Below are 18,959 nucleotides of genomic sequence, written 5' to 3'. Positions count from 1 at the left end.
AGGGCGGCCACCTCAAGCCGCCCTGCGGGGCCGCAACCTCAATAGATCGGGAAGCGCCCCGTCAGCTCGTGGACCTTCGCCTTCACCGCCTGTTCGACGGCGGCGTTACCCTCCTCGCCGTTGTGGCTGAGGCCGTCCAGGACTTCCGCGATCAGTTCGCCGACCTTCTTGAACTCGGCGACGCCGAAGCCGCGCGAGGTGGCGGCGGGCGTGCCCAGCCGGATGCCGGAGGTGACCATCGGCTTCTCGGGGTCGAAGGGGATGCCGTTCTTGTTGCAGGTGATGTGGGCGCGGCCGAGCGCGGCCTCGGCCGCCTTGCCGGTCACCTTCTTGGAGCGGAGGTCGACCAGCATCAGGTGGTTGTCGGTGCCGCCGGTGACGAGGTCGAAGCCCTTGGTCTTCAGCGTGTCGGCGAGCGCCTTGGCGTTCTCGACGACGGCGCGGGCGTAGATCTTGAACTCCGGCTGCAGCGCCTCCTGGAAGGCGACCGCCTTGGCGGCGATGACATGCATCAAGGGCCCGCCCTGGATGCCCGGGAAGATGGCGGAGTTGAACTTCTTCGCCAGCGCCTCGTCATTGGTCAGGATCATGCCGCCGCGCGGACCGCGCAGCGTCTTGTGCGTGGTCGTGGTCGCGACATGGGCGTGCGGGAACGGCGAGGGATGGGCGCCGCCCGCGACGAGGCCGGCGAAATGCGCCATGTCGACGAAGAGATAGGCGCCGACCTCGTCGGCGATGGCGCGGAAGCGGGCGAAATCCCAGTGCCGGGCATAGGCCGAGCCGCCGGCGACGATGACCTTGGGCTTGTGCTCGCGGGCCAGCCGTTCGAGCGCGTCATAATCGATGAGCTGATCGACCACGCAGACGCCATAGGAGACGACGTTGAACCATTTGCCGGACTGGTTGACCGGCGCGCCATGGGTCAGGTGCCCGCCGGCGGCGAGGTCGAGGCCCATGAAGGTGTCGCCGGGCTGCATCAGCGCCATGAACACGGCCTGGTTGGCCTGGCTGCCAGAGTTGGGCTGGACATTGGCGAAGCCGCAGCCGAAGAGCCGGCAGGCGCGCTCGATCGCCAGCTTCTCGGCGATGTCGACGAACTGGCAACCGCCATAGTAGCGGCGGCCGGGATAGCCTTCCGCGTACTTGTTCGTCATCACCGAGCCCTGGGCCTCGAGCACGGCGCGGGAGACGATGTTCTCCGAGGCGATCAGCTCGATCTCGTCGCGCTGGCGGCCGAGTTCGAGGTCGATGGCGCGCGCGATCTCAGGGTCGGCATCGGCCAGCGAGGCGCCGAAGAACGAATTCGACAGGTGCTTTTCGGCGGCGGCGTCATGGCTCATGGCGAGGCTCCATCGGCGCAGGATCGTCGCAAGGGCCGGACCGGAGGCCCCTGCGGTTTCAGTCTGGCTTGCGGAATCCGCGCACGATCCCGCCATCGGCGGTCCCGTAGCACCCGCAGAGCCCCTTTCCAAGCGTGAAGCGGGTGACATGAGCGCGCGGGGGAGGACTCGAGCTGCGTCACGCCACGAGACTGGGCCGGTGTGACTCCGCCGCATGGCGTGCAGCCTCTGGCGCAGCCAACTTGACGGCTCCTGACGGCCATCCGAGCTGTAACATGTAACGGTCAAGGAGGCTGCGATGCCCACACCGGTCAATCAGCGCGTTCAGAAGCGTCGCGATGCGCTGCGGGCCGCCGGGCTGCGGCCCGTTCAGATTTGGGTTCCAGACACCCGCCGTCCGGGTTTTGTCGAAGAGTGCCGCCGTCAGTCGCTCATTGTCGCAGCGGCGGACGCAGACGATAACGGCCTGAACGCTTTCTCGAGGCCGCTCTGGCCGATCTCCCCGGCGAGGACGAGGCGTGACGCGTGGCGAGATCGTCACCGTCGCGATGACGGGCGATTTCGGAAAGCCCCGCCCTGCCCTCGTCGTCCAGGCCGATCCTTTCGATCAGACCAGCACCATCACCGTCCTGCTGATCTCGGGCACGCTGGTGGATGCGCCGCTAATCCGGCTCACCGTTCCACCGACGCCGCAGAACGGCCTGATCAAGCCGTCGCAGGTCCAGATCGACAAGGCGATGTCGGTCCAGAAGCACATGGTCGGCGCCGTCATCGGACGACTGGACGACGCGGCCATGCTGGCGGTGACGAGGTCGCTGGCCCTGTTTCTCGGGATTGCGTGAGAGGGGCGCAGCAGTTTGATGGCAACGCATTGCCGGCACTAGCAGAGCGACCCGCTTTGGGGGATCACCTTGCAAGCGAGTGGCTGCAACTGAGCCCCTCAGCCTGAGCCGCGGAGTGCCGCTTGAGACTGGGCATCAATCTTCGCGGAGATCTCGCGAAACTGCCTGATGATGAGCTCGCTTCTCATTTCGAGAAATGCGTCGCCTACAGGGAGTGGTTGGCGCCGCGTGCGGGCGATCTGCCAAACCGCTGGCTCTACAAGTCCGGGCTAGCCATGCCGTTTGGTAGAGGCCCAGTGCATGCTTGCATCTGCTATCGGCTTATGGGTCTTCTCTACGGAGGTTCATGGAAAGGATTGAATGGTCGCACGCTGGGGAACCTTTTTGTCCTCGACTGTGAGATCAAGGATGTCGTGGACGAGATGCAGCGTCGGTCGCATCCGAAGCAACGGTAACGATAAACGCTGATCCGCACCTACTCTACTTCACGCGGGACGTACCCCCTGTCGATGTAGCGTCCCCCCACGAAAAAACCCGCCGTCGCCGGCGGGTTTCCTTGTCTCGGACGGCTCGCAAAAGGTCGCTCAGATGTCCTGTTCGCCCTGAAGCGCGGCGACGGGGGCCGGGCCGAGGCCGTCCTTGTTGTAGATGTCGTCGCGGAACTGGACGCCGCCATCCGGCGTCGCCCAAGCGGTGATGTAGACCCAGTAGCACGGCACCGGATTGCTGATGCGGGCATTGATGCGCTCGCCCGAGGCGATGACCTGGTCGATCTTGGCGCGGTCCCAGCCGGGCGTCTCCTTGAGCAGCCAGGCGATGTAGTCGCGCACGTTCTGGACGCGGATGCAGCCCGAGGAGACGAAGCGGAAATCGTCGCCGAAGATACCCTTGGCCGGCGTGTCGTGCATGTAGACGCCGTGCGGGCTCGGAATGTTGATGCGCACGAATCCGAGCGAGTTGAACTCGCCGCCCGGGTCCTGCCGGAAGGTGTAGCGGGTCGCCTCGTCGGAATTCCAGTTGACGCGCTCGGGCGCGATCTCGCCATTGGGGCCGATGATGCGAATCTTGTTCTCGGTGAGGTAGTTCGGCTCCTTCCTCATCTTCGGGATCAGGTCCTTGCGGATGATCGAGGCCGGCACCGTCCAGGTCGGGTTGAAGTTGACCTCGGGGATCTTGGTCGAGAGCAGCGGCGACTGGCGGTCGATCTTGCCGACGCCGGCGGCATGGCGCGTCGCGACCTGGCCGTTCTCGACCGTCTCGACCATCGCGGCCGGAATGTTGGCGACGACATAGCGGTTGGGCAGGTTGCCGGCCCAGGTGCGCAGCCGGACCACATTGGTCTCGAGCTGGCGGATGCGGCGGTCGATCGGCACGTTCAGCGCGGCGACGGTCGCGCGGTTGATCGCGCCCGTGGTCGAGAGGCCGACGCGGGCCTGGAAGTTGCGCACCCCCGCCTCGACATAGGAATCATAGACGTTGCTGGTGCCGGCATTGGCGTCGAGATCGCCGGTGATGATCAGGCGCTGGCGCAGCGCCACGACGCCGGGCCCGCGCGAGCCGACCGCCATGCGCTCGGTGAGCTGGATCGCCGGCCAGCCGCCGCGGGCGGCGAGATCGCGATAGGCGACGATGGCGGCTTCGGTCGCCTGCAGCGATTCCGGCGACATCATCGGCGTATGCGAGCGGGCAACGGCGTTGCGCGCGCCGGAATCATAGCTCTGGCGCCATTCGGCCTGCTGGGCGAAGGCCGGCACGGCCGAGGTCGCGGCGGCGCCCGAAAGCAGGGCCAGCACTGTCTCGCGGCGGGTCAGGCTCATCGTCGGCATCACGTCCCTCTCGACATCGTTCATGGTGCGGCCGTGGCGGCCTCCGGGCTGCGCGCCCGAGCGGGCAGCCTCATGGCCGGCGAAAGTGCCGTAACACAATTAACGACGCGTGATGAGCGCGGCGAATTTAGGGCATGGCCGCGTCCGGCGACAGGCGGGGCGCGATTGTGGCAAGGACGCAACGCGCCGCCGTTCCCGACCCGGAGGGCGGTAACGGCGGCGGCGTCGACAAGCGCGGCGAAGCGGGCGCCGCGCGCCTTTTTCAGAGCTTGTAGCGGATCTGGTCGGTCCAGAAGCGCTCCAAGCGCAGGAGGGCGTTGTTCATCCGCTCGAAGTCGTCGGCCGCGATGCCGCCGATCTGCTCGACCGTGCGGACGTGCTTGTCGTAGACGCCCTTCACGATGTTGTGCACTTCGGCGCCCTTCTCGGTCAGGCTGATGCGGACCGAGCGGCGGTCGATGCGCGAGCGGGCATGGTGGAGATAGCCGAGCTCGACCAGCTTCTTGACGTTGTAGGAGACGTTCGAGCCGAGATAGTAGCCGCGGGTGCGCAGCTCGCTCGCGGACAGCTCGGCATCGCCGATGTTGTAGAGCAGCAGGGCCTGCACGCTGTTGACGTCGTCGCGGCCGCGCCGCTCGAACTCGTCCTTGATCACGTCGAGCAGGCGGCGATGCAGCCGCTCCACCAGCGTGAGGGACTCGAGGTAGAGAGGCTTCACCTTCAGGTCAGCCTCGTCGGACCTTTCGACGACCGAAGTCTTGACGCTCGCTTTCATGGTATATCCCGCCTGTTGACTGCCGGTCAGGATTGATCTCCCGATCCGCTTCTGAGAAACACCATAGGCGGGCCGGATGAAAACGAGTTTAAATATCAGGATGAATCGGGGATTTACCCCTTTGGGTGAATCCAAGATGAAGCCAGAAACGCTTAAGCTAAAGCGTTAGTTACCAGGACCGCCGGCAATCGACGTGTCCGCCGGTCATTCGGCCTCGTTCTCGGCCGCCCAGGTCGCGAGGAAATAGGCCAGGATCGCGGCGATATAGGCGCCGGTCAGCCAGGGCGTCATCGGCAGCAGGCGCGGGAAGAAGAAGGCCAGCAGCAGCTGGCTGATCGCCGCCAGCAGCCAGAGCACGCCGCCCCAGGTCGAGGTCAGCCACAGACCCACCGCCGCGACGAGATCGATCACCGCGAAATAGACCGTGATCGCCTGGAAGCTGAGCAGGCGATTCTCGAAGGGCGGCTGCGCCTCGCCCCAGACACCGAAGATCACGGCCCAGGCCAGCAGGCCCTTGGCGAGCCAGAGCACGGAGAGGATGCGCAGCATCCAGACCAGCAGCGTGCGCCAGCGGGTCGAGGCCGCGGCGGCTGCGCCGGCCTCGTCGCTGCGCTGGCCGCGCAGGACATCGCCGTCCCCGCCCGGCATCAGGAGGCCAGCTTCAGTTCGTCCGCGCCGAGGGGCGCGAAATAGGCGGCGATGTCCGCCGGGTCGACGGCATCGAGCGCAGCCGGCCGCCAGTGCGGCGCCTGGTCCTTGTCGATCACGACGGCGCGGACGCCCTCATAGAAGTCGTGGCCATGGGCGATGCGGGAGACGATGCGGAATTCGGTCCGCATCGCCTCGGCGAAATCGAGGCCGGCGCCACGGCGCATCTGCTCGAAGGCGATGGCGACGCTGGTCGGGGACTTCACCGCGAGCGTCTGGCGCAGCTTGCCGGCAAAGGCGCTGCCGCCGGCCGCCGCGGCCTCGAGCCGGGCGAGGATCTCGGGCAGGCTCGCGGCCCCGAAGCCATCCGCGATCAGCCCGCGCTCGGAAGCCAGCGCGGGCTGGCCGGGATCGTGGGTGAAACCGGCCAGGATGTCGTCGAGCGCGCCGCGGCGGGTCAGTGCGTCGGTGAGTTCCGCCATCCGCGCGCTCGGCACGGCATGGGTCGCGAGCCCGAGCGCCAGCGCATCGGCCGCGCCGACACGGTCGCCCGTCAGCGCGAGATAGATCCCTGCGGCGCCCGGCAGCCGCGGCAGGGCATAGGTCGCGCCGACATCCGGGAAGAAGCCGATGCCGACTTCGGGCATCGCGAAGAGATAGCGCTCACCCGCGATCCGGTGGGAGCCGTGCAGCGAGATGCCGACACCGCCGCCCATGACGATGCCGTCGATCAGCGCGACATAGGGTTTGGCGTAGTTCTGGATGCGGGCGTTGAGGATGTACTCCTCGCCCCAGAAGGCGAGCATCTCGTCATGCCGGCCGGCCTTGCCGAGATCATGCAGGGTCCGGATGTCGCCGCCGGCGCAGAAGGCCTTCTCGCTGGTGCTGGTGACGACGACCCGCTCGACCGCCGAGTCCTTCTCCCAGGCGTCGAGGGCGCGGGCGAGCTCGCGGACCATCGCCAGATTGAGCGCATTCAGGGCCTTGGGCCGGTCGAGAACGACCACGCCCGCCGCGCCGCGCACCTCGCACTGGATCTCCGGGGTCTGCGACATGCGGCTGCGCTCCCTGCTGCTTCGGCCCGGTTCTGGGCCGGGCCAAGGATGCTTGTCAACGCGTCCGGAAGCCTGACGGTCCGTGCGACCACAGGCCCTTTTTTGGAACGGTTCCGATGTGCTACGGTCTTGCGACCGGCCCTGCCGGCACACTCAGCCGACGGAGGCCTCATTGGACAACCGGAACGTGCGGCCCTTCCCGGCGCCGCAGTCTCGCCCGGATACGGCCCCCGCCCTCGGCCTGACGCGCCGGATGCGGCGCAACCGCAAGGCGGAATGGTCGCGGCGGCTGGTGCGCGAGACGCGGCTGACCACCGACGACCTGATCTGGCCGCTCTTCCTGATGGATTCGAGCGAGGCGCGAACGCCCGTCGCGTGGATGCCGGGCGTCGACCGGCTCAACATCGACGAGGCCGTGCGCCAGGCCGCGCATGCCGCGTCGCTCGGCATTCCGGCGATCGCGCCCTTCCCCTTCGTCGACAAGGCGCTGCGCGACCCGACCGGCTCGGAAGCGCTGAACGCGCGCAACCTGATGTGCCGGGCGGTGCGCGCCATCAAGAGCGAGGTGCCGCAGATCGGCATCATCTGCGACGCCGCGCTCGACCCCTACACCTCCCATGGTCATGACGGCGTGATGGAGGGCGAGCGCATCCTCAACGATGCCAGCGTCCATATCCTCGTTCAGCAGGCGCTGGCGCTGGCCGATGCCGGGGCCGACGTCATCGCCCCGTCCGACATGATGGACGGGCGCGTCGGCGCGATCCGGGCCGCGCTCGACGCGTCCGGCCAGGAAGACGTGCAGATCATGGCCTATGCGGCCAAATATGCGTCGGCCTTCTACGGCCCGTTCCGCGACGCCATCGGCACCAATGCGACGCTGGTCGGCGACAAGCGCACCTATCAGATGGACCCCTGCAATTCGGACGAGGCGATCGCCGAGGTCGGGCTCGATCTCGAGGAGGGCGCCGACATGGTGATGATCAAGCCCGGCCTGCCCTATCTCGACGTCGTGGCGCGGGTGAAGGACCATTTCCGGGTGCCGACCTTCGCCTATCAGGTCTCGGGCGAATACGCGATGATCGTCGCGGCGGCCGGCAACGGCTGGCTCGACGGCGAGCGCGCGATGATGGAGAGCCTGACGGCCTTCAAGCGCGCCGGCGCCGATGGCGTGCTGACCTATTTCGCCCCCAAGGTGGCAGAGAAGCTCAAGGCCGCCGGCTGAGGGCGCGCACCTCCGCTCGTCATTGCGGGCGCAGCGAAGCCATCCAGCGCCATGGCGCTCGACGCCGCTGGATGGCTTCATCGCTGCGCTCCTCGCAATGACGAATGGCGCGCGGCCGGTTCTGCGCTAGGCTGCGCGCCGCATGCGCCCTCTCCTGCCGACGATTCTGCTGGTTCTCGCGCTCGGTGCCTGCAGCGAGCGCTTCGACACCGACCAGCAGCGGCTCTGCCGCCAGGCCATTCCCGCGCTGAACGCACCCGGCACGCCGATCACCATCGAACGCTCGGGAACCGGATCGCACCCGCATATCCTGCGGATGATTTATCTCGCGGGCCCGTCCGAGGGGCCGGTGCGACGGCGCAGCATCGATTGTCTCTTCGCCGGTGAGGGCCAGGGTCCGCGGAGAGGCGCGCTGATCGGCCTCGCCTCGGATGGCCAGCCGATGAGCGACGCCAGCTTCTATCTGCTGCGCCGCTTCTATCTGGAGGACCGGCTGGACCCGCCGGTCGATCCCGGCGCAGCCGCCCCGCTCCGGCTGCCGGAGCTGTCGCCCGCTCTTGCCTATGGGCTGCAGCAGGCACTCAGCGGGCTGCCCTCGGCGGCCATCTACGCCCTGCTCGCCTGCGCCTATGCCCTGATCTATGGGCTGAGCGGGCGCATCATCCTCAGCTTCGGCGAATTCGCGGCCCTGGGCGCGACGGCCGCAGTGGTGGGCGCGGCCCTGTTCGTCTCCGTCGCGGCCTCGACGCCGGTCGCGGGGCTCGCGGCGGCCTTCGTCGTCGCCATTCTCGTCGCGGCGCTGCATGGTTTCGCGATGGGCCGCTTCGTGCTCAGACCCCTCGCCCAGGCCCGGGGTCAGGCGGTGCTGATCGCCACGCTCGGCCTCGCGCTCGCCCTGTCGGAATATCTGCGGCTGGCGCAGGGCACGGGGCTGCGCTGGCTGCCGCCCGTGCTGAACGAGCCGATGGCGCTGGCGCGGGCCGGCAGCTTCGTCGTGACCGCGACGCCGCTCGGGCTCGGCGTCGCGGCGGCCGGCTTCGCGGCGACGCTCGGACTCGTGCTGCTGATCGCCCGCTCGGCCTATGGGCGGCAATGGCGCGCGGTCGCGGACGATGCTCGCACGGCGGCGCTCTTCGGCGTCGATCCACGGGCGGTGCATGACAAGGCGCTGATCCTGGCCTGCGCGGCCAGCGGCATGGCCGGCGTCATCGTCACCGCCGTCTATGGCGGCATGGGCTTCGCCGGCGGCTTCACGCTCGGGCTGAAGGCGCTGATCGGCGCCATCCTCGGCGGCATCGGCACACCGGCGGGCGCCGCGCTGGGCGGGCTTTGCATCGCCCTGTTCGAAGTGCTCTGGTCGGCGGCGATGCCGCTGGAACAGCGCGACATCGCCGTCTATGCCCTGCTCGCCGTGGTCCTGATCCTGCGGCCGGGCGGCTTCTTCGGCGATGGCGCATTGGCGCCGCGGCCGGTCTGAACGCCTGCCCTCGCCTTTCCCCGCCTTCGCCCCTCCCAGCCACCGGACTCTCCCTCATGAGCGAGCCCTTCACGATCACGCCTGCGGATGTCGAGGCGGCGGCCCGGCGCATCGAGGGCCATGTGCTGCGGACCCCGCTGGTGCCGGCGCCGCGCCTCTCCGACCTCACGGGCGCAACCGTGCTGGTCAAGCACGAGAACATGCAGGCGACGGCCTCCTTCAAGGAGCGTGGCGCGGTCAACAAGCTGCTGACGCTGGACGAGGACGAACGCGAGCGCGGCGTCATCGCCATGTCGGCCGGCAACCACGCCCAGGCTGTGGCCTATCACGCGCGGCGCTTCGGCATTCCCGCCACCATCGTGATGCCGGAGACGACGCCGCTGGTGAAGGTCGAGAATACGCGCTCGCACGGCGCCCGCGTCGTGCTGCATGGCGAGACGCTTTACGAATCCGCGCAGAAGGCGCGCGAACTGGCGGCCGCCGAGGAACTGGTCTTCGTGCATCCTTATGACGATCCCGCCGTAATGGCCGGCCAGGGCACGATCGCGCACGAAATGCTCGAGGACGATCCCGATCTCGAGGTGCTGATCGTCCCGCTCGGCGGCGGCGGGCTGATGGCGGGCAATGCCGTCGCCGCCAAGGCGCTGAAGCCGTCGATCGAGCTGATCGGGGTGGAGGCTGCGCTCTACCCCTCCTTCTTCAACGCCATCAACGCCGACGATCTGCCTGTCGGCGGGCCGACGCTGGCCGAGGGCATCGCGGTCAAGACCGTCGGCGTCCAGACCCTGCCGATCGTCTCCAGCCTCGTGTCCGACATCGTGCTGGTCGGCGAGGACATGATCGAGCGGGCGGTCTATGCCTATGCCAGTCTTCAGCACAGCCTGGCGGAAGGCGCCGGCGCGGCCGGGCTGGCCGCGATGCTGAAGGAGCCGGGGCGCTATGCCGGGCGCAAGGTCGGGCTCCTGCTCTGCGGCGGCAATATCGACACCCGCCTGCTGGCGGCGATCATGGTGCGCGAGCTGGAACGCGAGGATCGCATCGTCGCCTTCCGGTTGACGACCGCCGACCGGCCGGGCCTGCTCGGCAAGGTCGCGAGCCTGCTCGGCGAGCAGGGCGCCAACATCCTCGAGGTCAGCCATGGCCGCCTCTTCCTCGACGTGCCGGCCAAGGGCGTGACGCTCGACGTAACGGTCGAAACCCGCGGCAGTGCCCATTCGGCAGCCATCGAAGCGGCGCTGCGCGAGAGCGGCTTTGCGCCGCATCGCGTGCTGCCGCGCGGTCTCGCCGGCCGCGACCTTGCGGAACCGGGGCGCTGATCAAACATTGTGTGGAGGGCCAGATCGGCCCGACCGAACACAGGATGCGATTTCAGATGACCGACACCCGCTACGGCCAGCCCCCGATCGTCGCCTTGGGCGAGCGACCGGTCCAGGATGTCAGCGGCGTCCTGGGCTCGCGCATCTTCGCCTGGATCGGCGACATCATCATCCTCGCCATTCTCGGTTCGCTGGTCTGGTTCGCGCTCGCTGTTCTCGGCATCGTCACCTTCGGCGCGACCTGGCTGCTGATCCCGATCGCGACGGTCGCGACCGCGCTCGGCTACGCCGCGCTGACGATCGGCGGCCCGCGTCAGGCGACCTGGGGCATGCGGATGGCGGGCCTGCGCGTGGAGACCGCCACCGGCGGCCGCCCCGACGGGCTGGCGGCTGCGGTGCATGCCCTGCTGTTCTACGTCGCCGCTGGTACGATCGGCCTGTGGGTGCTCGACGTCCTCTTCGGGATCCTGCGCAGCGACCGGCGACTGGGCCACGATCTGCTCACCGGGCTCGTGGTGGTGCGCGCCTGAGAGCGTTCCCGCCCTTGTTGATACAGGTGCGGCTGCTACACTCCGCCTCGACCCCCACGCCGGAGCGAGCCTGACGTGACGCGCCCGTTGCGGGATGCCCCGCAATTCTACCTGACGTCGCCGACGCCGTGCCCCTATCTGCCCGGGCGCGATGAGCGCAAGGTCTTCACCCATCTCGTCGGGGCCCGCGCCCGCGATCTGAACGACGTGCTCAGTCATGGCGGCTTCCGGCGCTCCCAAAGCATCGCCTATCGCCCGGCCTGCGAGACCTGCCGGGCCTGCATCTCCGTGCGCGTGCTGGTCGACGATTTCCGCCCCTCGCGCGGCTTCCGGAAGGTGATGTCGCGCAACAGCGACCTCGTCGGCGAATGGCTGCCGCCGCGGCCGCGTTCGGAACATTACTCGCTGTTCCGAACCTATCTCGACGAGCGCCATCCGGATGGCGGCATGGCGACGATGTCGGCGCTCGATTTCGCCATGATGATTGAGGACACGCATGTCGAGACCTCGCTGATCGAGTATCGCCGCCGCGGACCGGACAGCGGCTTCACCGGGCGCGGCCAGGGCGATCTCTTCGCCATGGCGCTGACGGACCGGCTGAGCGACGGGCTCTCCATGGTCTATTCGGTGTTCGATCCCGCGCTGGAGGCGCGCTCGCTCGGCACTTTCATGGTGCTCGACCATATCGAGCGGGCGCGGAAGCTGCGCCTGCCTTACGTCTATCTCGGCTACTGGGTCGATGGCTCGCCCAAGATGGCCTATAAGGAGCGTTTCCTGCCGCAGGAACGCCTGCTGCCGCAGGGCTGGGAGCGCTTCGGCTAGCCGTATCCCCCGCCGTTGGCCATAGCGCTGACGCTACGACAACAGGTTTTGTTCATACCGTTTTTCGAGAATGGTTTGCGCAAGAGCCGCACCGCGTCACACTGGACGCGGTCCTGCGGGGCCGGCCCGTCATGGGAAAGGCTTGGGGGCGTCATGCTGCACTCGCTGTTCAAACTGGCCGCGGAGTCATCCTCCGACGCCCGTCGCCGGCTGCTGCAGGCGGTGACCGACCTGTTTTTCTGCGACCCCGAGCCCACGGGCATGTCGAAGCATCACTATGGCGAGATCGCGCTGCGCGCCCTGCCGCATCTCGATCCGCAGGCGCGGCAAGGCTATGCCGACGAGGTCGCGGCCGAGCCAAACCTGCCGCGCAGCGTCGCCAATGCGCTGGCGGGCGACCCCGATGGCGAGGTGGCCCGGCTCGTCCTGCGGCTGTCGCCCGTGCTGACCGACCGAGACCTCGCCGCCATCGCGCTCAACCAGTCCCAGGCCCATCTGACCGCCATCGCCGAGCGCGTGCGTCTGTCGGAGAACATCACCGACATTCTGGTCGAGCGCGGCGACGACGATGTGCTGAAGACCGTCGGCGGCAATGAGGGCGCCGCCTTCACGGAGGAAGGCTTCGAAAAGCTGCTCGACCGCGGCCGCGAGGCGGCGGCGATCCCGCTCGCCGTCGCTGTCCGCACCGATCTGAGCGAGGCGCGCGCCGAGCGGGTGCTGCGTGTGCTCGCCGAACTCGGCGAACAGGGTGAGATCGACCCCGACAGCGAGGCGGCAGCGATTGCCAGGCTGGCGCGGCGGCAGCGTCTGGAGGTCAGCCAGCTGATCACCGACCTCAAGGGCGAGACACGGGTCCTCGACGAGGTCGTCGTCATGCTGGCGGACGAGGACCGTGCCTACCACCTCGCGCAGGTCCTGGCCCGCATCTCCGACATCAGCGTCGAACAGGCGTTGCGCGCCCTGCTCCAGCGGGATGTGAGCGGCATCGCGCTCGCCTGCCGCGCGCTCGACATCGGCATCCCCGGCTTCGCGGCCGTGCTGGCGCTGCGGGCGCGGCGCCTGATGTTCGCCAACAAGGACACGGAGGAAGATCTGCGTCGCTACGCCCAGATCGAGCCCGCCGCCGCCATCCGCGGCATGCGCTTCATCCGCATGAAGGCGCGCGTGGCCTGACCCGACTTCGCGCAGGGCGGCCGCACACCGGCGCCCGAGATAGGGCGCATAACCCAGGGTCATCTTAATGATCGGTCAAACCATCGGCGTTACTTTGCGTGTCTCAACCGATGCCGGACGGCCCGATGCTCAGCGAACTCTCCCGTATGCCTGCCGAAATGTCGTCGGAGAGCCGGCGGCAGCTGCTGAACGCGGTCACCGATCTGTTCCTGCTCGACGAGAGCCCCAACGAGGCGTCGCAGGCGCATTATGGCGACATCGCCCTGAAGTCGCTGCCGCATCTGGAGGCTGAGGCGCGGCGCGACTATGCCGACCGCGTTGCCGAGACGCCGACCCTGCCGCGTGACGTCGCGGTCTCGCTCGCTTCCGACCCGGATGCGGATGTGGCGCGTCTCGTGCTGAAGCTCTCGCCCGTGCTCACGGACACCGATCTCGCCGCCATCGCGGTGACGCAGTCGCAGCGTCACCTTGTGGCCATCGCGGAGCGCGCGCGGCTCTCCGAAAGCGTAACGGACATTCTGGTCGAGCGCGGTGACCGTGACGTGCTCCACACCGTCAGCGCCAACGAAGGCGCAAGCCTCTCCGACAAGGGCTTCGACCGGCTGATCGAGCGCGGCGGCCATGACGGCCAGATCAGCCTGGCCCTCTCCTCCCGATCCGACCTGACGCCAAACCGCGCCGAGCGGGTCATGCGCATCGTCGAGCAGATCGGCGATGACGGCACGCTCTGGAACAAGCCCGGCAGCGAGGCGCTCAGCCTGGCCCGGCAGGCGCGCCAGCAGCGCCTCGAGATCAAGCTGCTGATGGCTGATCTGAGCGCCGGCCGCCGCCCGCTCGACGAGATCGTGACGATGCTGGCGGAGGAGGACCGCGCCTTCCATCTCGCGCTCGTCTTCGCGCAGGTCGCGAGCCTCAGCACCGACCAGGCGCTGCGCGTGCTGATGCAGCGTGATCCCAGCGGCATCGCCGTCACCTGCCGCGCGCTCGGCGTCTCGACGGAGGCTTTCGGCGCGGTGCTGCGGCTGCGGGGACGGCGGATGATGTTCGCCAAGACCGCGACCGAGGACGATCTGAAGGCCTATGCGGCGCTCGACCCCGCCACCGCCGAGCGCACCATGCGCTTCCTCAAGCTCAAGACCAAGCTGTCCTGAGGGTTCGGCGCGGCCACAAATCCGCGACATTCCGGCGGCCTCATGCTAGCCTGCTTCCAGCATCGGCTGCGACGAGGACCCTAGTGATCGTGAGAGTGCCGCTTCTCTCCGCCGCCATCGCCGGCGCCCTGCTCCTGCCGGGCGCGGCCCGCGCACAATCCTGGCTGCCCTTCGACGGCTTCGCGCCGCTGCCCTCCTTCGCCTGGTCGCAGCCGACGCTCGCGCCCGGCGGCGTGCGGTGGGAGGGCTCCTATGCCCGCATCTCGACGGGCTTCAACGTCACCAGCTCGAAGCGCTTCGGCAGCAGCGCCGGCCCCACCTTCGGCCTGGAAGCCGGCGTGATGAAACGCGAGGGCAATTTCGTCTACGGCATCGTCGGGGCACTCGACTACATGCCGAGCTTCGGCGGCGCGAACACGCCGGGCTTCGGACAGGCGAGCTTCACCCGAGACTTCGCCGGTGCCTTCCAGATCAAGACCGGCGTCCTGGTGACGCCGGACGTGCTGCTCTACACCAAAGTCGGCATGGCCGCCGCCAACGAGACCTATCGCTGGGGCGCGACGCCGTGGTCGGCGCCGTTCTCGCGCAGCGACATCGCGCTGCGGCCCGAGGCACGCGCCGGCGTCGAATGGGCCGTGACCAACAATCTCACGCTCGGCCTCGAAGTCGGCGTCGTCGGCCAAAGCCTCCGCTGAGAGATTGATTCAGGCGGTTGTCGCGCTGATTCCGCCGCTGGGCGCAAGTGATTGGCGCATCTCGCTTTCCACTGCGTCATGCTCGCCCTTGTGGCGAGCATCCACGTCTTGAACACCGCACTTTCCCGATGAAGACGTGGATGGTCGGGACAAGCCCGACCATGACGGCGGCGCTGAGCGCCTACTGTCTGCTCAGCCCCCGAACTTGTTGTTCTTCGGGAAGCCCTTGGGCGGCAGGCGGCCGGCTTCGCCGCGATGGCCGAGCCATTCCAGCAGCTCGGCCTGCGCCACGGTCCAGGTCCGGCCCGAGGTGTCGCGCCAGGTCAGGCCGTCCGCCAGCTTGAAGGTCTTGGCGTCGGAGACGCCGCCATCCTTGTAACGCTGCAGCCGCACCCCCTTGCCGCGGCTCATCTCCGCCACTTCCGAGAGCGGGAAGCAGTTGAGCTTGCGGTTCTGGCCGATGATCGCGACATGGTCGCCTTCGGCCGGGGTCGCCAGCAGCGCCTCGACGGGCATCTCGACATTGAGCACCTGACGGCCCTTGCGGGTGTTGGCCACAACGTCGTCGGCGGGGGCGACGAAGCCGCGACCGTCGGTCGTCACCATCAAGAGTTTGAGGCCGGGCCGGTAGGGGAAGGCCTCGACGATCTCGGCATGTTCCTCGAGGTCGATCATCAGGCGGATCGGGTCGCCGAAGCCGCGTCCGCCGGGAAGCTTGGCGGCCTCCAGGGTGAAGACCTTGCCGTTGGTGGCGAGCACCAGGATCTTCGCGGTCGTCTCGGTGAAGAAGGCGGTCTTCAGCCCGTCATCGCCCTTGAAGGTCAGGGTCGACTGGTCCTGGACATGGCCTTTCAGCGCGCGGATCCAGCCCTTCTTCGAGATCACCACGGTCACCGGCTCGCGCTCGACCATCGCCTGGGTCAGGTCGATGTCGGCGGTGTCGGGCATGTCGGCGAAGGAGGTGCGGCGCTTGCCGATCGCGGTCTCCGGCCCGAAGAGCTTCTTCACCTCGCGGATGTCGTGCTGGATCAGCTTCCACTGCACGGGCTCCGAGGCCAGCAATTCGTCGATCTGGCCCTTCTCTTTGGTCAGTTCGTCGAGTTCGGTCTTGAGCTGCATCTCCTCGAGCTTGCGCAGCGCGCGCAGCCTGGTGTCGAGGATGGCGTTGGCCTGGATTTCGGTGAGCTCGAAGACGCGCATCAGCTCGATCTTCGGCTCGTCCTCCTCGCGGATGATCTTGATGACGCGGTCGAGGTCCAGATAGACGATCAGTAGGCCGCGCAGGATTTCGAGCCGCTTCTCGATCTGCCCGAGCCGGAAGCGGGAGCGCCGCAGCAGCACGTCGCGGCGGTGGTCGAGCCAGGCGCGCAGCGCCTCGTTGAGGCCGAGCACGCGCGGCACGAGCCCGCCGGTCAGCACGTTCATGTTCATCGAGATGCGCGATTCCAGCTCGGTCAGCCGGAAGAGCGATTCCATCATCAGCGCCGGATCGACGTTGCGGGCGCGCGGCTCGATGACGACGCGGATGTCCTCCGCCGACTCGTCGCGGATATCGGCGACGAGCGGCAGCTTCTTCTCGTTCAGAAGCTCGGCGATCTTCTCGATCAGCCGGCCCTTCTGGACCATGTAGGGGATCTCGGTGACGACGACCTGCCAGGTGCCGCGGCCGAGATCCTCCGCCGCCCAGCGGGCGCGGGTGCGGAAGGCGCCGCGGCCGGTGCGGTAGGTCTCCGCCATCGAGGCGCGGGACTCGACGATGATGCCGCCGGTCGGGAAATCCGGCCCCTGGACGAAGGTCATCAGCTGCTCGGAGGAGGTCTCCGGGTGCTGGATCAGATAGAGCGCGGCGTCGCAGAGTTCGGCGGCGTTGTGCGGCGGGATCGAGGTCGCCATGCCGACCGCGATGCCCTGCGAGCCGTTCGCCAGCAGGTTCGGGAAGGCGGCGGGGAGCACGATCGGCTCCTCGTCCTCGCCATTATAGGTTTCGCGGAAATCGACCGCGTCCTCGTCGATGCCGTCCAGCAGCAGCCGGGCGACCTCGGTCATCCGCGCTTCGGTGTAGCGATAGGCGGCGGCGTTATCGCCGTCGATATTGCCGAAATTGCCCTGCCCGTCGACGAGCGGGTAGCGCTGGGCGAAATCCTGCGCGAGCCGCACCAGCGCGTCGTAGACCGACTGGTCGCCATGCGGGTGAAACTTGCCGATGACGTCGCCGACGATGCGGGCGCATTTCTTGTGGACCTGACCGGGGTCGAGCCGCAGCAGGCGCATCGCGTGCAGGATGCGCCGGTGGACCGGCTTCAGCCCGTCGCGGGCATCCGGCAGGGCCCGGTGCATGATGGTGGACAGCGCATAGGCGAGGTAGCGCTCCTCGAGCGCCGCCTTCAGGTCGATGCGCTCGGACTCCTCCTCCGGCGGCGGATCGACCGGCTTCCCCATGGCTTGCTCACCCCCGCTTGCGATTCCAGACGCGCCTCTATCGCACGACGCGAATCGCCCCGCTAGAACGTTGGCGGGCGAAGCATGGCGTTGCAATCGATCGGCCCCCATCGGCCGCCAGGGAGACCCGCATGACCCATCCAGACCCCAGTGCCGAGACCGGCCTCTGCGCGCTGACCGGGCGCACGCTGCCGCGCCGCCATCTCATCGGCCTCGACGCGCTGCGGCCGGCGCTGGCCGAGGCGATCCGTCGCGACCATCCCGATCTCCCGGCCCATGCGCTGGTCTCACAGGACGCCGTCGCCGGCTATCGCTCGCGCTACATCAACGCGCTGCTCGCCAGCGAGCGTGGCGAGATGACCGAGCTCGACCGGCAGGTGGCCGAGAGCCTCGCCTCCTCCGAGCTGATCACCAGCAACACGGATGACGAGATCGACCGGGACCGGACCTTCGGGCAGCGGCTGGCCGACCATGTCGCGAGCTTCGGGGGAAGCTGGGCCTTCCTGATCTCGTTCGGCGTCGTCCTCGCCGTCTGGATGACGATCAACGTCGTCGGCGTGGCCAGCTTCGACCCCTACCCCTTCATCCTGCTCAATCTCGCGCTGTCCTGCGTCGCGGCGGTGCAGGCACCGGTCATCATGATGAGCCAGCAGCGGCAGGAGGCGAAGGACCGCGCCCGCGCCCGCAACGACTATCAGGTCAATCTCAAGGCCGAGCTGGAGATCCGGCATCTGCACGAGAAGATGGACCATCTCGTCAACCGGCAATGGCAGCGCCTCGCCGAGATCCAGGAGGTGCAGATCGAGCTGCTGCAGGAGTTGCGCAGCGCTCAGGCCTCGGACGCGAGCGCGGCGCGCGCCGCGAGCTCGACCAGCCGCGCCCGCTCGGGCGGCTCGGCCAAGCCTCGCGGCTCCAAGACATAGCGACGCAGGAAGAAGCCCGTGAGCGCGAAGCCGGCGGCTAGATCAGCGGGGGATGGCGATCTCGCGCCCTGGCCCTCGCTCAGGAAGGGCGGCAGCGGCAGCAACCGGTCGCGATAGGGCTCGGCCGCCTTGCGGCTGACGGCCTTTCCCGATTTCGGCGAGACATGGCTGAGATCGTCGGGCGAGCCGGTGACGGCACAGCGCGAAAGATCGAGCCCGAAGCCGAGTTCGGACAGCATCGCGACCTCGAAGCGCACCACCAGCGCCGGCGCGAACGCCGGCTCGTCGAGATGCGCGACCATCACGGAAAGCGCCTCATGCAGGCCGGGATGCGGGTCGCGCTCCGGCAGCAGCCGCAGCAGCGCCCCGATCGTGCCGAGTCCGTAGAGCGCGACCGGCGCCGCGATCAGCCGCGCGGCATGCGAGGCGAGCAGTTCGACCTTGTATTCGCCGAGATGCTCGTCGAGCCGCGCCCGCCAGGTCAGCGCGACGGCGTTGCCGGGCTGGAGCACCGGCTGCTGCTTCGCGGAGCGCCCGCCGCGGACGAGGCCGAGATGGCGGCCATGGTCGCGGGTCATCACCTCCAGGATCACGGCGCTCTCGCCATGACGCCTGACGCCGATGATCGTGCCCTCGTCGCTCCATTCCATGGGATGGGTTTAGGACAGGACATCGCAGGGCGAAACAGCGCAGGTTCGTCATGGTCGGGCTCGACCCGACCATCT

General features: G+C 68.2%; 17 protein-coding genes and 1 pseudogene. 11 read left to right on the top strand and 7 right to left on the bottom strand.

Going from position 1 to position 18,959, the window contains the following annotated elements:
- Positions 1 to 38: 38 nt before the first annotated feature.
- A complete protein-coding gene (gene glyA / locus ACFPN9_RS19655) occupies positions 39 to 1,340 on the bottom strand; it encodes a serine hydroxymethyltransferase (RefSeq protein WP_066721455.1) in 1,302 nt (433 codons plus the stop codon).
- Positions 1,341 to 1,638: 298 nt separating this feature from the next.
- Here glyA and ACFPN9_RS19650 point away from each other — a divergent pair.
- Positions 1,639 to 1,862 (top strand): annotated as a pseudogene (locus tag ACFPN9_RS19650) (antitoxin MazE family protein).
- On the top strand, positions 1,859 to 2,182 hold the full coding sequence (locus tag ACFPN9_RS19645; RefSeq protein ID WP_066721457.1) for a type II toxin-antitoxin system PemK/MazF family toxin: 324 nt from the start codon (positions 1,859 to 1,861) through the stop codon (positions 2,180 to 2,182). Before ACFPN9_RS19650 ends, ACFPN9_RS19645 begins: the two are co-directional and overlap by 4 nt.
- Before the next feature lie 584 nt (positions 2,183 to 2,766).
- Here the strand turns inward: ACFPN9_RS19645 and ACFPN9_RS19640 are convergent.
- The 4 genes from ACFPN9_RS19640 to ACFPN9_RS19625 all read right to left on the bottom strand — a co-directional run bounded on the left by ACFPN9_RS19640 (position 2,767) and on the right by ACFPN9_RS19625 (position 6,486).
- Positions 2,767 to 3,999: a L,D-transpeptidase family protein gene (locus tag ACFPN9_RS19640; protein WP_066721510.1), complete on the bottom strand. Its 1,233-nt coding sequence runs from the start codon at positions 3,997 to 3,999 to the stop codon at positions 2,767 to 2,769.
- 271 nt (positions 4,000 to 4,270) lie between these two features.
- Positions 4,271 to 4,783 carry a transcriptional regulator LdtR gene (ldtR, locus tag ACFPN9_RS19635; RefSeq protein WP_066721459.1) on the bottom strand — a complete coding sequence of 171 codons (513 nt, stop codon included), beginning with the start codon at positions 4,781 to 4,783 and terminating at the stop codon, positions 4,271 to 4,273.
- A gap of 204 nt (positions 4,784 to 4,987) precedes the next feature.
- A complete protein-coding gene (locus ACFPN9_RS19630; protein ID WP_066721461.1) occupies positions 4,988 to 5,431 on the bottom strand; it encodes a DUF6163 family protein in 444 nt (147 codons plus the stop codon).
- Positions 5,431 to 6,486, bottom strand: coding sequence for an enoyl-CoA hydratase/isomerase family protein (locus ACFPN9_RS19625; RefSeq protein WP_066721463.1), 1,056 nt, complete (start codon positions 6,484 to 6,486; stop codon positions 5,431 to 5,433). Before ACFPN9_RS19625 ends, ACFPN9_RS19630 begins: the two co-directional genes overlap by 1 nt.
- 172 nt (positions 6,487 to 6,658) lie before the next feature.
- On the opposite strand from ACFPN9_RS19625, the gene hemB reads away from it, so the two are divergent.
- The 8 genes from hemB (at position 6,659) to ACFPN9_RS19585 (ending at position 14,872) form a co-directional block, all read left to right on the top strand.
- Positions 6,659 to 7,708 (top strand): porphobilinogen synthase, encoded by a 1,050-nt coding sequence (gene hemB, locus ACFPN9_RS19620; RefSeq protein WP_066721465.1) that lies wholly within the window; start codon positions 6,659 to 6,661, stop codon positions 7,706 to 7,708.
- 142 nt (positions 7,709 to 7,850) lie between these two features.
- Positions 7,851 to 9,185: a branched-chain amino acid ABC transporter permease gene (locus tag ACFPN9_RS19615; protein WP_066721467.1), complete on the top strand. Its 1,335-nt coding sequence runs from the start codon at positions 7,851 to 7,853 to the stop codon at positions 9,183 to 9,185.
- A gap of 56 nt (positions 9,186 to 9,241) precedes the next feature.
- Complete coding sequence (locus ACFPN9_RS19610) at positions 9,242 to 10,501, top strand: threonine ammonia-lyase (RefSeq protein ID WP_066721473.1); 1,260 nt, start codon at positions 9,242 to 9,244, stop codon at positions 10,499 to 10,501.
- A 56-nt stretch (positions 10,502 to 10,557) separates the two neighbouring features.
- Complete coding sequence (locus ACFPN9_RS19605; RefSeq protein ID WP_066721475.1) at positions 10,558 to 11,031, top strand: RDD family protein; 474 nt, start codon at positions 10,558 to 10,560, stop codon at positions 11,029 to 11,031.
- A 75-nt stretch (positions 11,032 to 11,106) separates the two neighbouring features.
- Positions 11,107 to 11,853 carry an arginyltransferase gene (locus ACFPN9_RS19600; protein WP_066721477.1) on the top strand — a complete coding sequence of 249 codons (747 nt, stop codon included), beginning with the start codon at positions 11,107 to 11,109 and terminating at the stop codon, positions 11,851 to 11,853.
- Between the two features lie 153 nt (positions 11,854 to 12,006).
- Positions 12,007 to 13,026 (top strand): DUF2336 domain-containing protein, encoded by a 1,020-nt coding sequence (locus ACFPN9_RS19595; protein WP_066721479.1) that lies wholly within the window; start codon positions 12,007 to 12,009, stop codon positions 13,024 to 13,026.
- A gap of 125 nt (positions 13,027 to 13,151) precedes the next feature.
- Positions 13,152 to 14,177 carry a DUF2336 domain-containing protein gene (locus tag ACFPN9_RS19590; RefSeq protein WP_068072757.1) on the top strand — a complete coding sequence of 342 codons (1,026 nt, stop codon included), beginning with the start codon at positions 13,152 to 13,154 and terminating at the stop codon, positions 14,175 to 14,177.
- Positions 14,178 to 14,266: 89 nt separating this feature from the next.
- Positions 14,267 to 14,872, top strand: a complete 606-nt coding sequence (locus ACFPN9_RS19585; protein ID WP_245289505.1) for an outer membrane protein — start codon at positions 14,267 to 14,269, stop codon at positions 14,870 to 14,872.
- A gap of 192 nt (positions 14,873 to 15,064) precedes the next feature.
- Here the strand turns inward: ACFPN9_RS19585 and parC are convergent, their stop codons facing one another.
- Positions 15,065 to 17,311: a DNA topoisomerase IV subunit A gene (gene parC / locus ACFPN9_RS19580; RefSeq protein ID WP_066721485.1), complete on the bottom strand. Its 2,247-nt coding sequence runs from the start codon at positions 17,309 to 17,311 to the stop codon at positions 15,065 to 15,067.
- A gap of 131 nt (positions 17,312 to 17,442) precedes the next feature.
- Between parC and ACFPN9_RS19575 the strand changes: the two genes are divergently transcribed.
- The gene (locus ACFPN9_RS19575; protein WP_082737705.1) at positions 17,443 to 18,234 is read left to right on the top strand and encodes a DUF1003 domain-containing protein; all 792 of its coding nucleotides are present in this window, start codon (positions 17,443 to 17,445) and stop codon (positions 18,232 to 18,234) included.
- Here the strand turns inward: ACFPN9_RS19575 and recO are convergent.
- Positions 18,141 to 18,884: a DNA repair protein RecO gene (gene recO, locus ACFPN9_RS19570; RefSeq protein ID WP_082737706.1), complete on the bottom strand. Its 744-nt coding sequence runs from the start codon at positions 18,882 to 18,884 to the stop codon at positions 18,141 to 18,143. The two genes, ACFPN9_RS19575 and recO, sit on opposite strands and share 94 nt — an antisense overlap.
- Positions 18,885 to 18,959: the final 75 nt, after the last annotated feature.

The sequence above is a fragment of the Allobosea massiliensis genome (assembly GCF_042655245.1).
In the GTDB taxonomy this organism is placed as follows: Bacteria; Pseudomonadota; Alphaproteobacteria; order Rhizobiales; family Beijerinckiaceae; genus Allobosea; species Allobosea massiliensis.
Note: the sequence above shows the minus strand (reverse complement) of the source record. Positions and strands in the feature narration are given on the sequence as shown.

Coding starts and splice junctions, on each gene's coding strand:
- ACFPN9_RS19640 (WP_066721510.1), bottom strand. CDS start 3,999: ATGAGCCTGACCCGCCGCGAGACAGTGCTGGCCCTGCTTTCGGGCGCC.
- ACFPN9_RS19605 (WP_066721475.1), top strand. CDS start 10,558: ATGACCGACACCCGCTACGGCCAGCCCCCGATCGTCGCCTTGGGCGAG.
- ACFPN9_RS19610 (WP_066721473.1), top strand. CDS start 9,242: ATGAGCGAGCCCTTCACGATCACGCCTGCGGATGTCGAGGCGGCGGCC.
- ACFPN9_RS19625 (WP_066721463.1), bottom strand. CDS start 6,486: ATGTCGCAGACCCCGGAGATCCAGTGCGAGGTGCGCGGCGCGGCGGGC.
- ACFPN9_RS19590 (WP_068072757.1), top strand. CDS start 13,152: ATGCTCAGCGAACTCTCCCGTATGCCTGCCGAAATGTCGTCGGAGAGC.
- glyA (WP_066721455.1), bottom strand. CDS start 1,340: ATGAGCCATGACGCCGCCGCCGAAAAGCACCTGTCGAATTCGTTCTTC.
- ldtR (WP_066721459.1), bottom strand. CDS start 4,783: ATGAAAGCGAGCGTCAAGACTTCGGTCGTCGAAAGGTCCGACGAGGCT.
- ACFPN9_RS19595 (WP_066721479.1), top strand. CDS start 12,007: ATGCTGCACTCGCTGTTCAAACTGGCCGCGGAGTCATCCTCCGACGCC.
- ACFPN9_RS19575 (WP_082737705.1), top strand. CDS start 17,443: ATGACCCATCCAGACCCCAGTGCCGAGACCGGCCTCTGCGCGCTGACC.
- parC (WP_066721485.1), bottom strand. CDS start 17,311: ATGGGGAAGCCGGTCGATCCGCCGCCGGAGGAGGAGTCCGAGCGCATC.
- ACFPN9_RS19615 (WP_066721467.1), top strand. CDS start 7,851: ATGCGCCCTCTCCTGCCGACGATTCTGCTGGTTCTCGCGCTCGGTGCC.
- recO (WP_082737706.1), bottom strand. CDS start 18,884: ATGGAATGGAGCGACGAGGGCACGATCATCGGCGTCAGGCGTCATGGC.
- ACFPN9_RS19630 (WP_066721461.1), bottom strand. CDS start 5,431: ATGCCGGGCGGGGACGGCGATGTCCTGCGCGGCCAGCGCAGCGACGAG.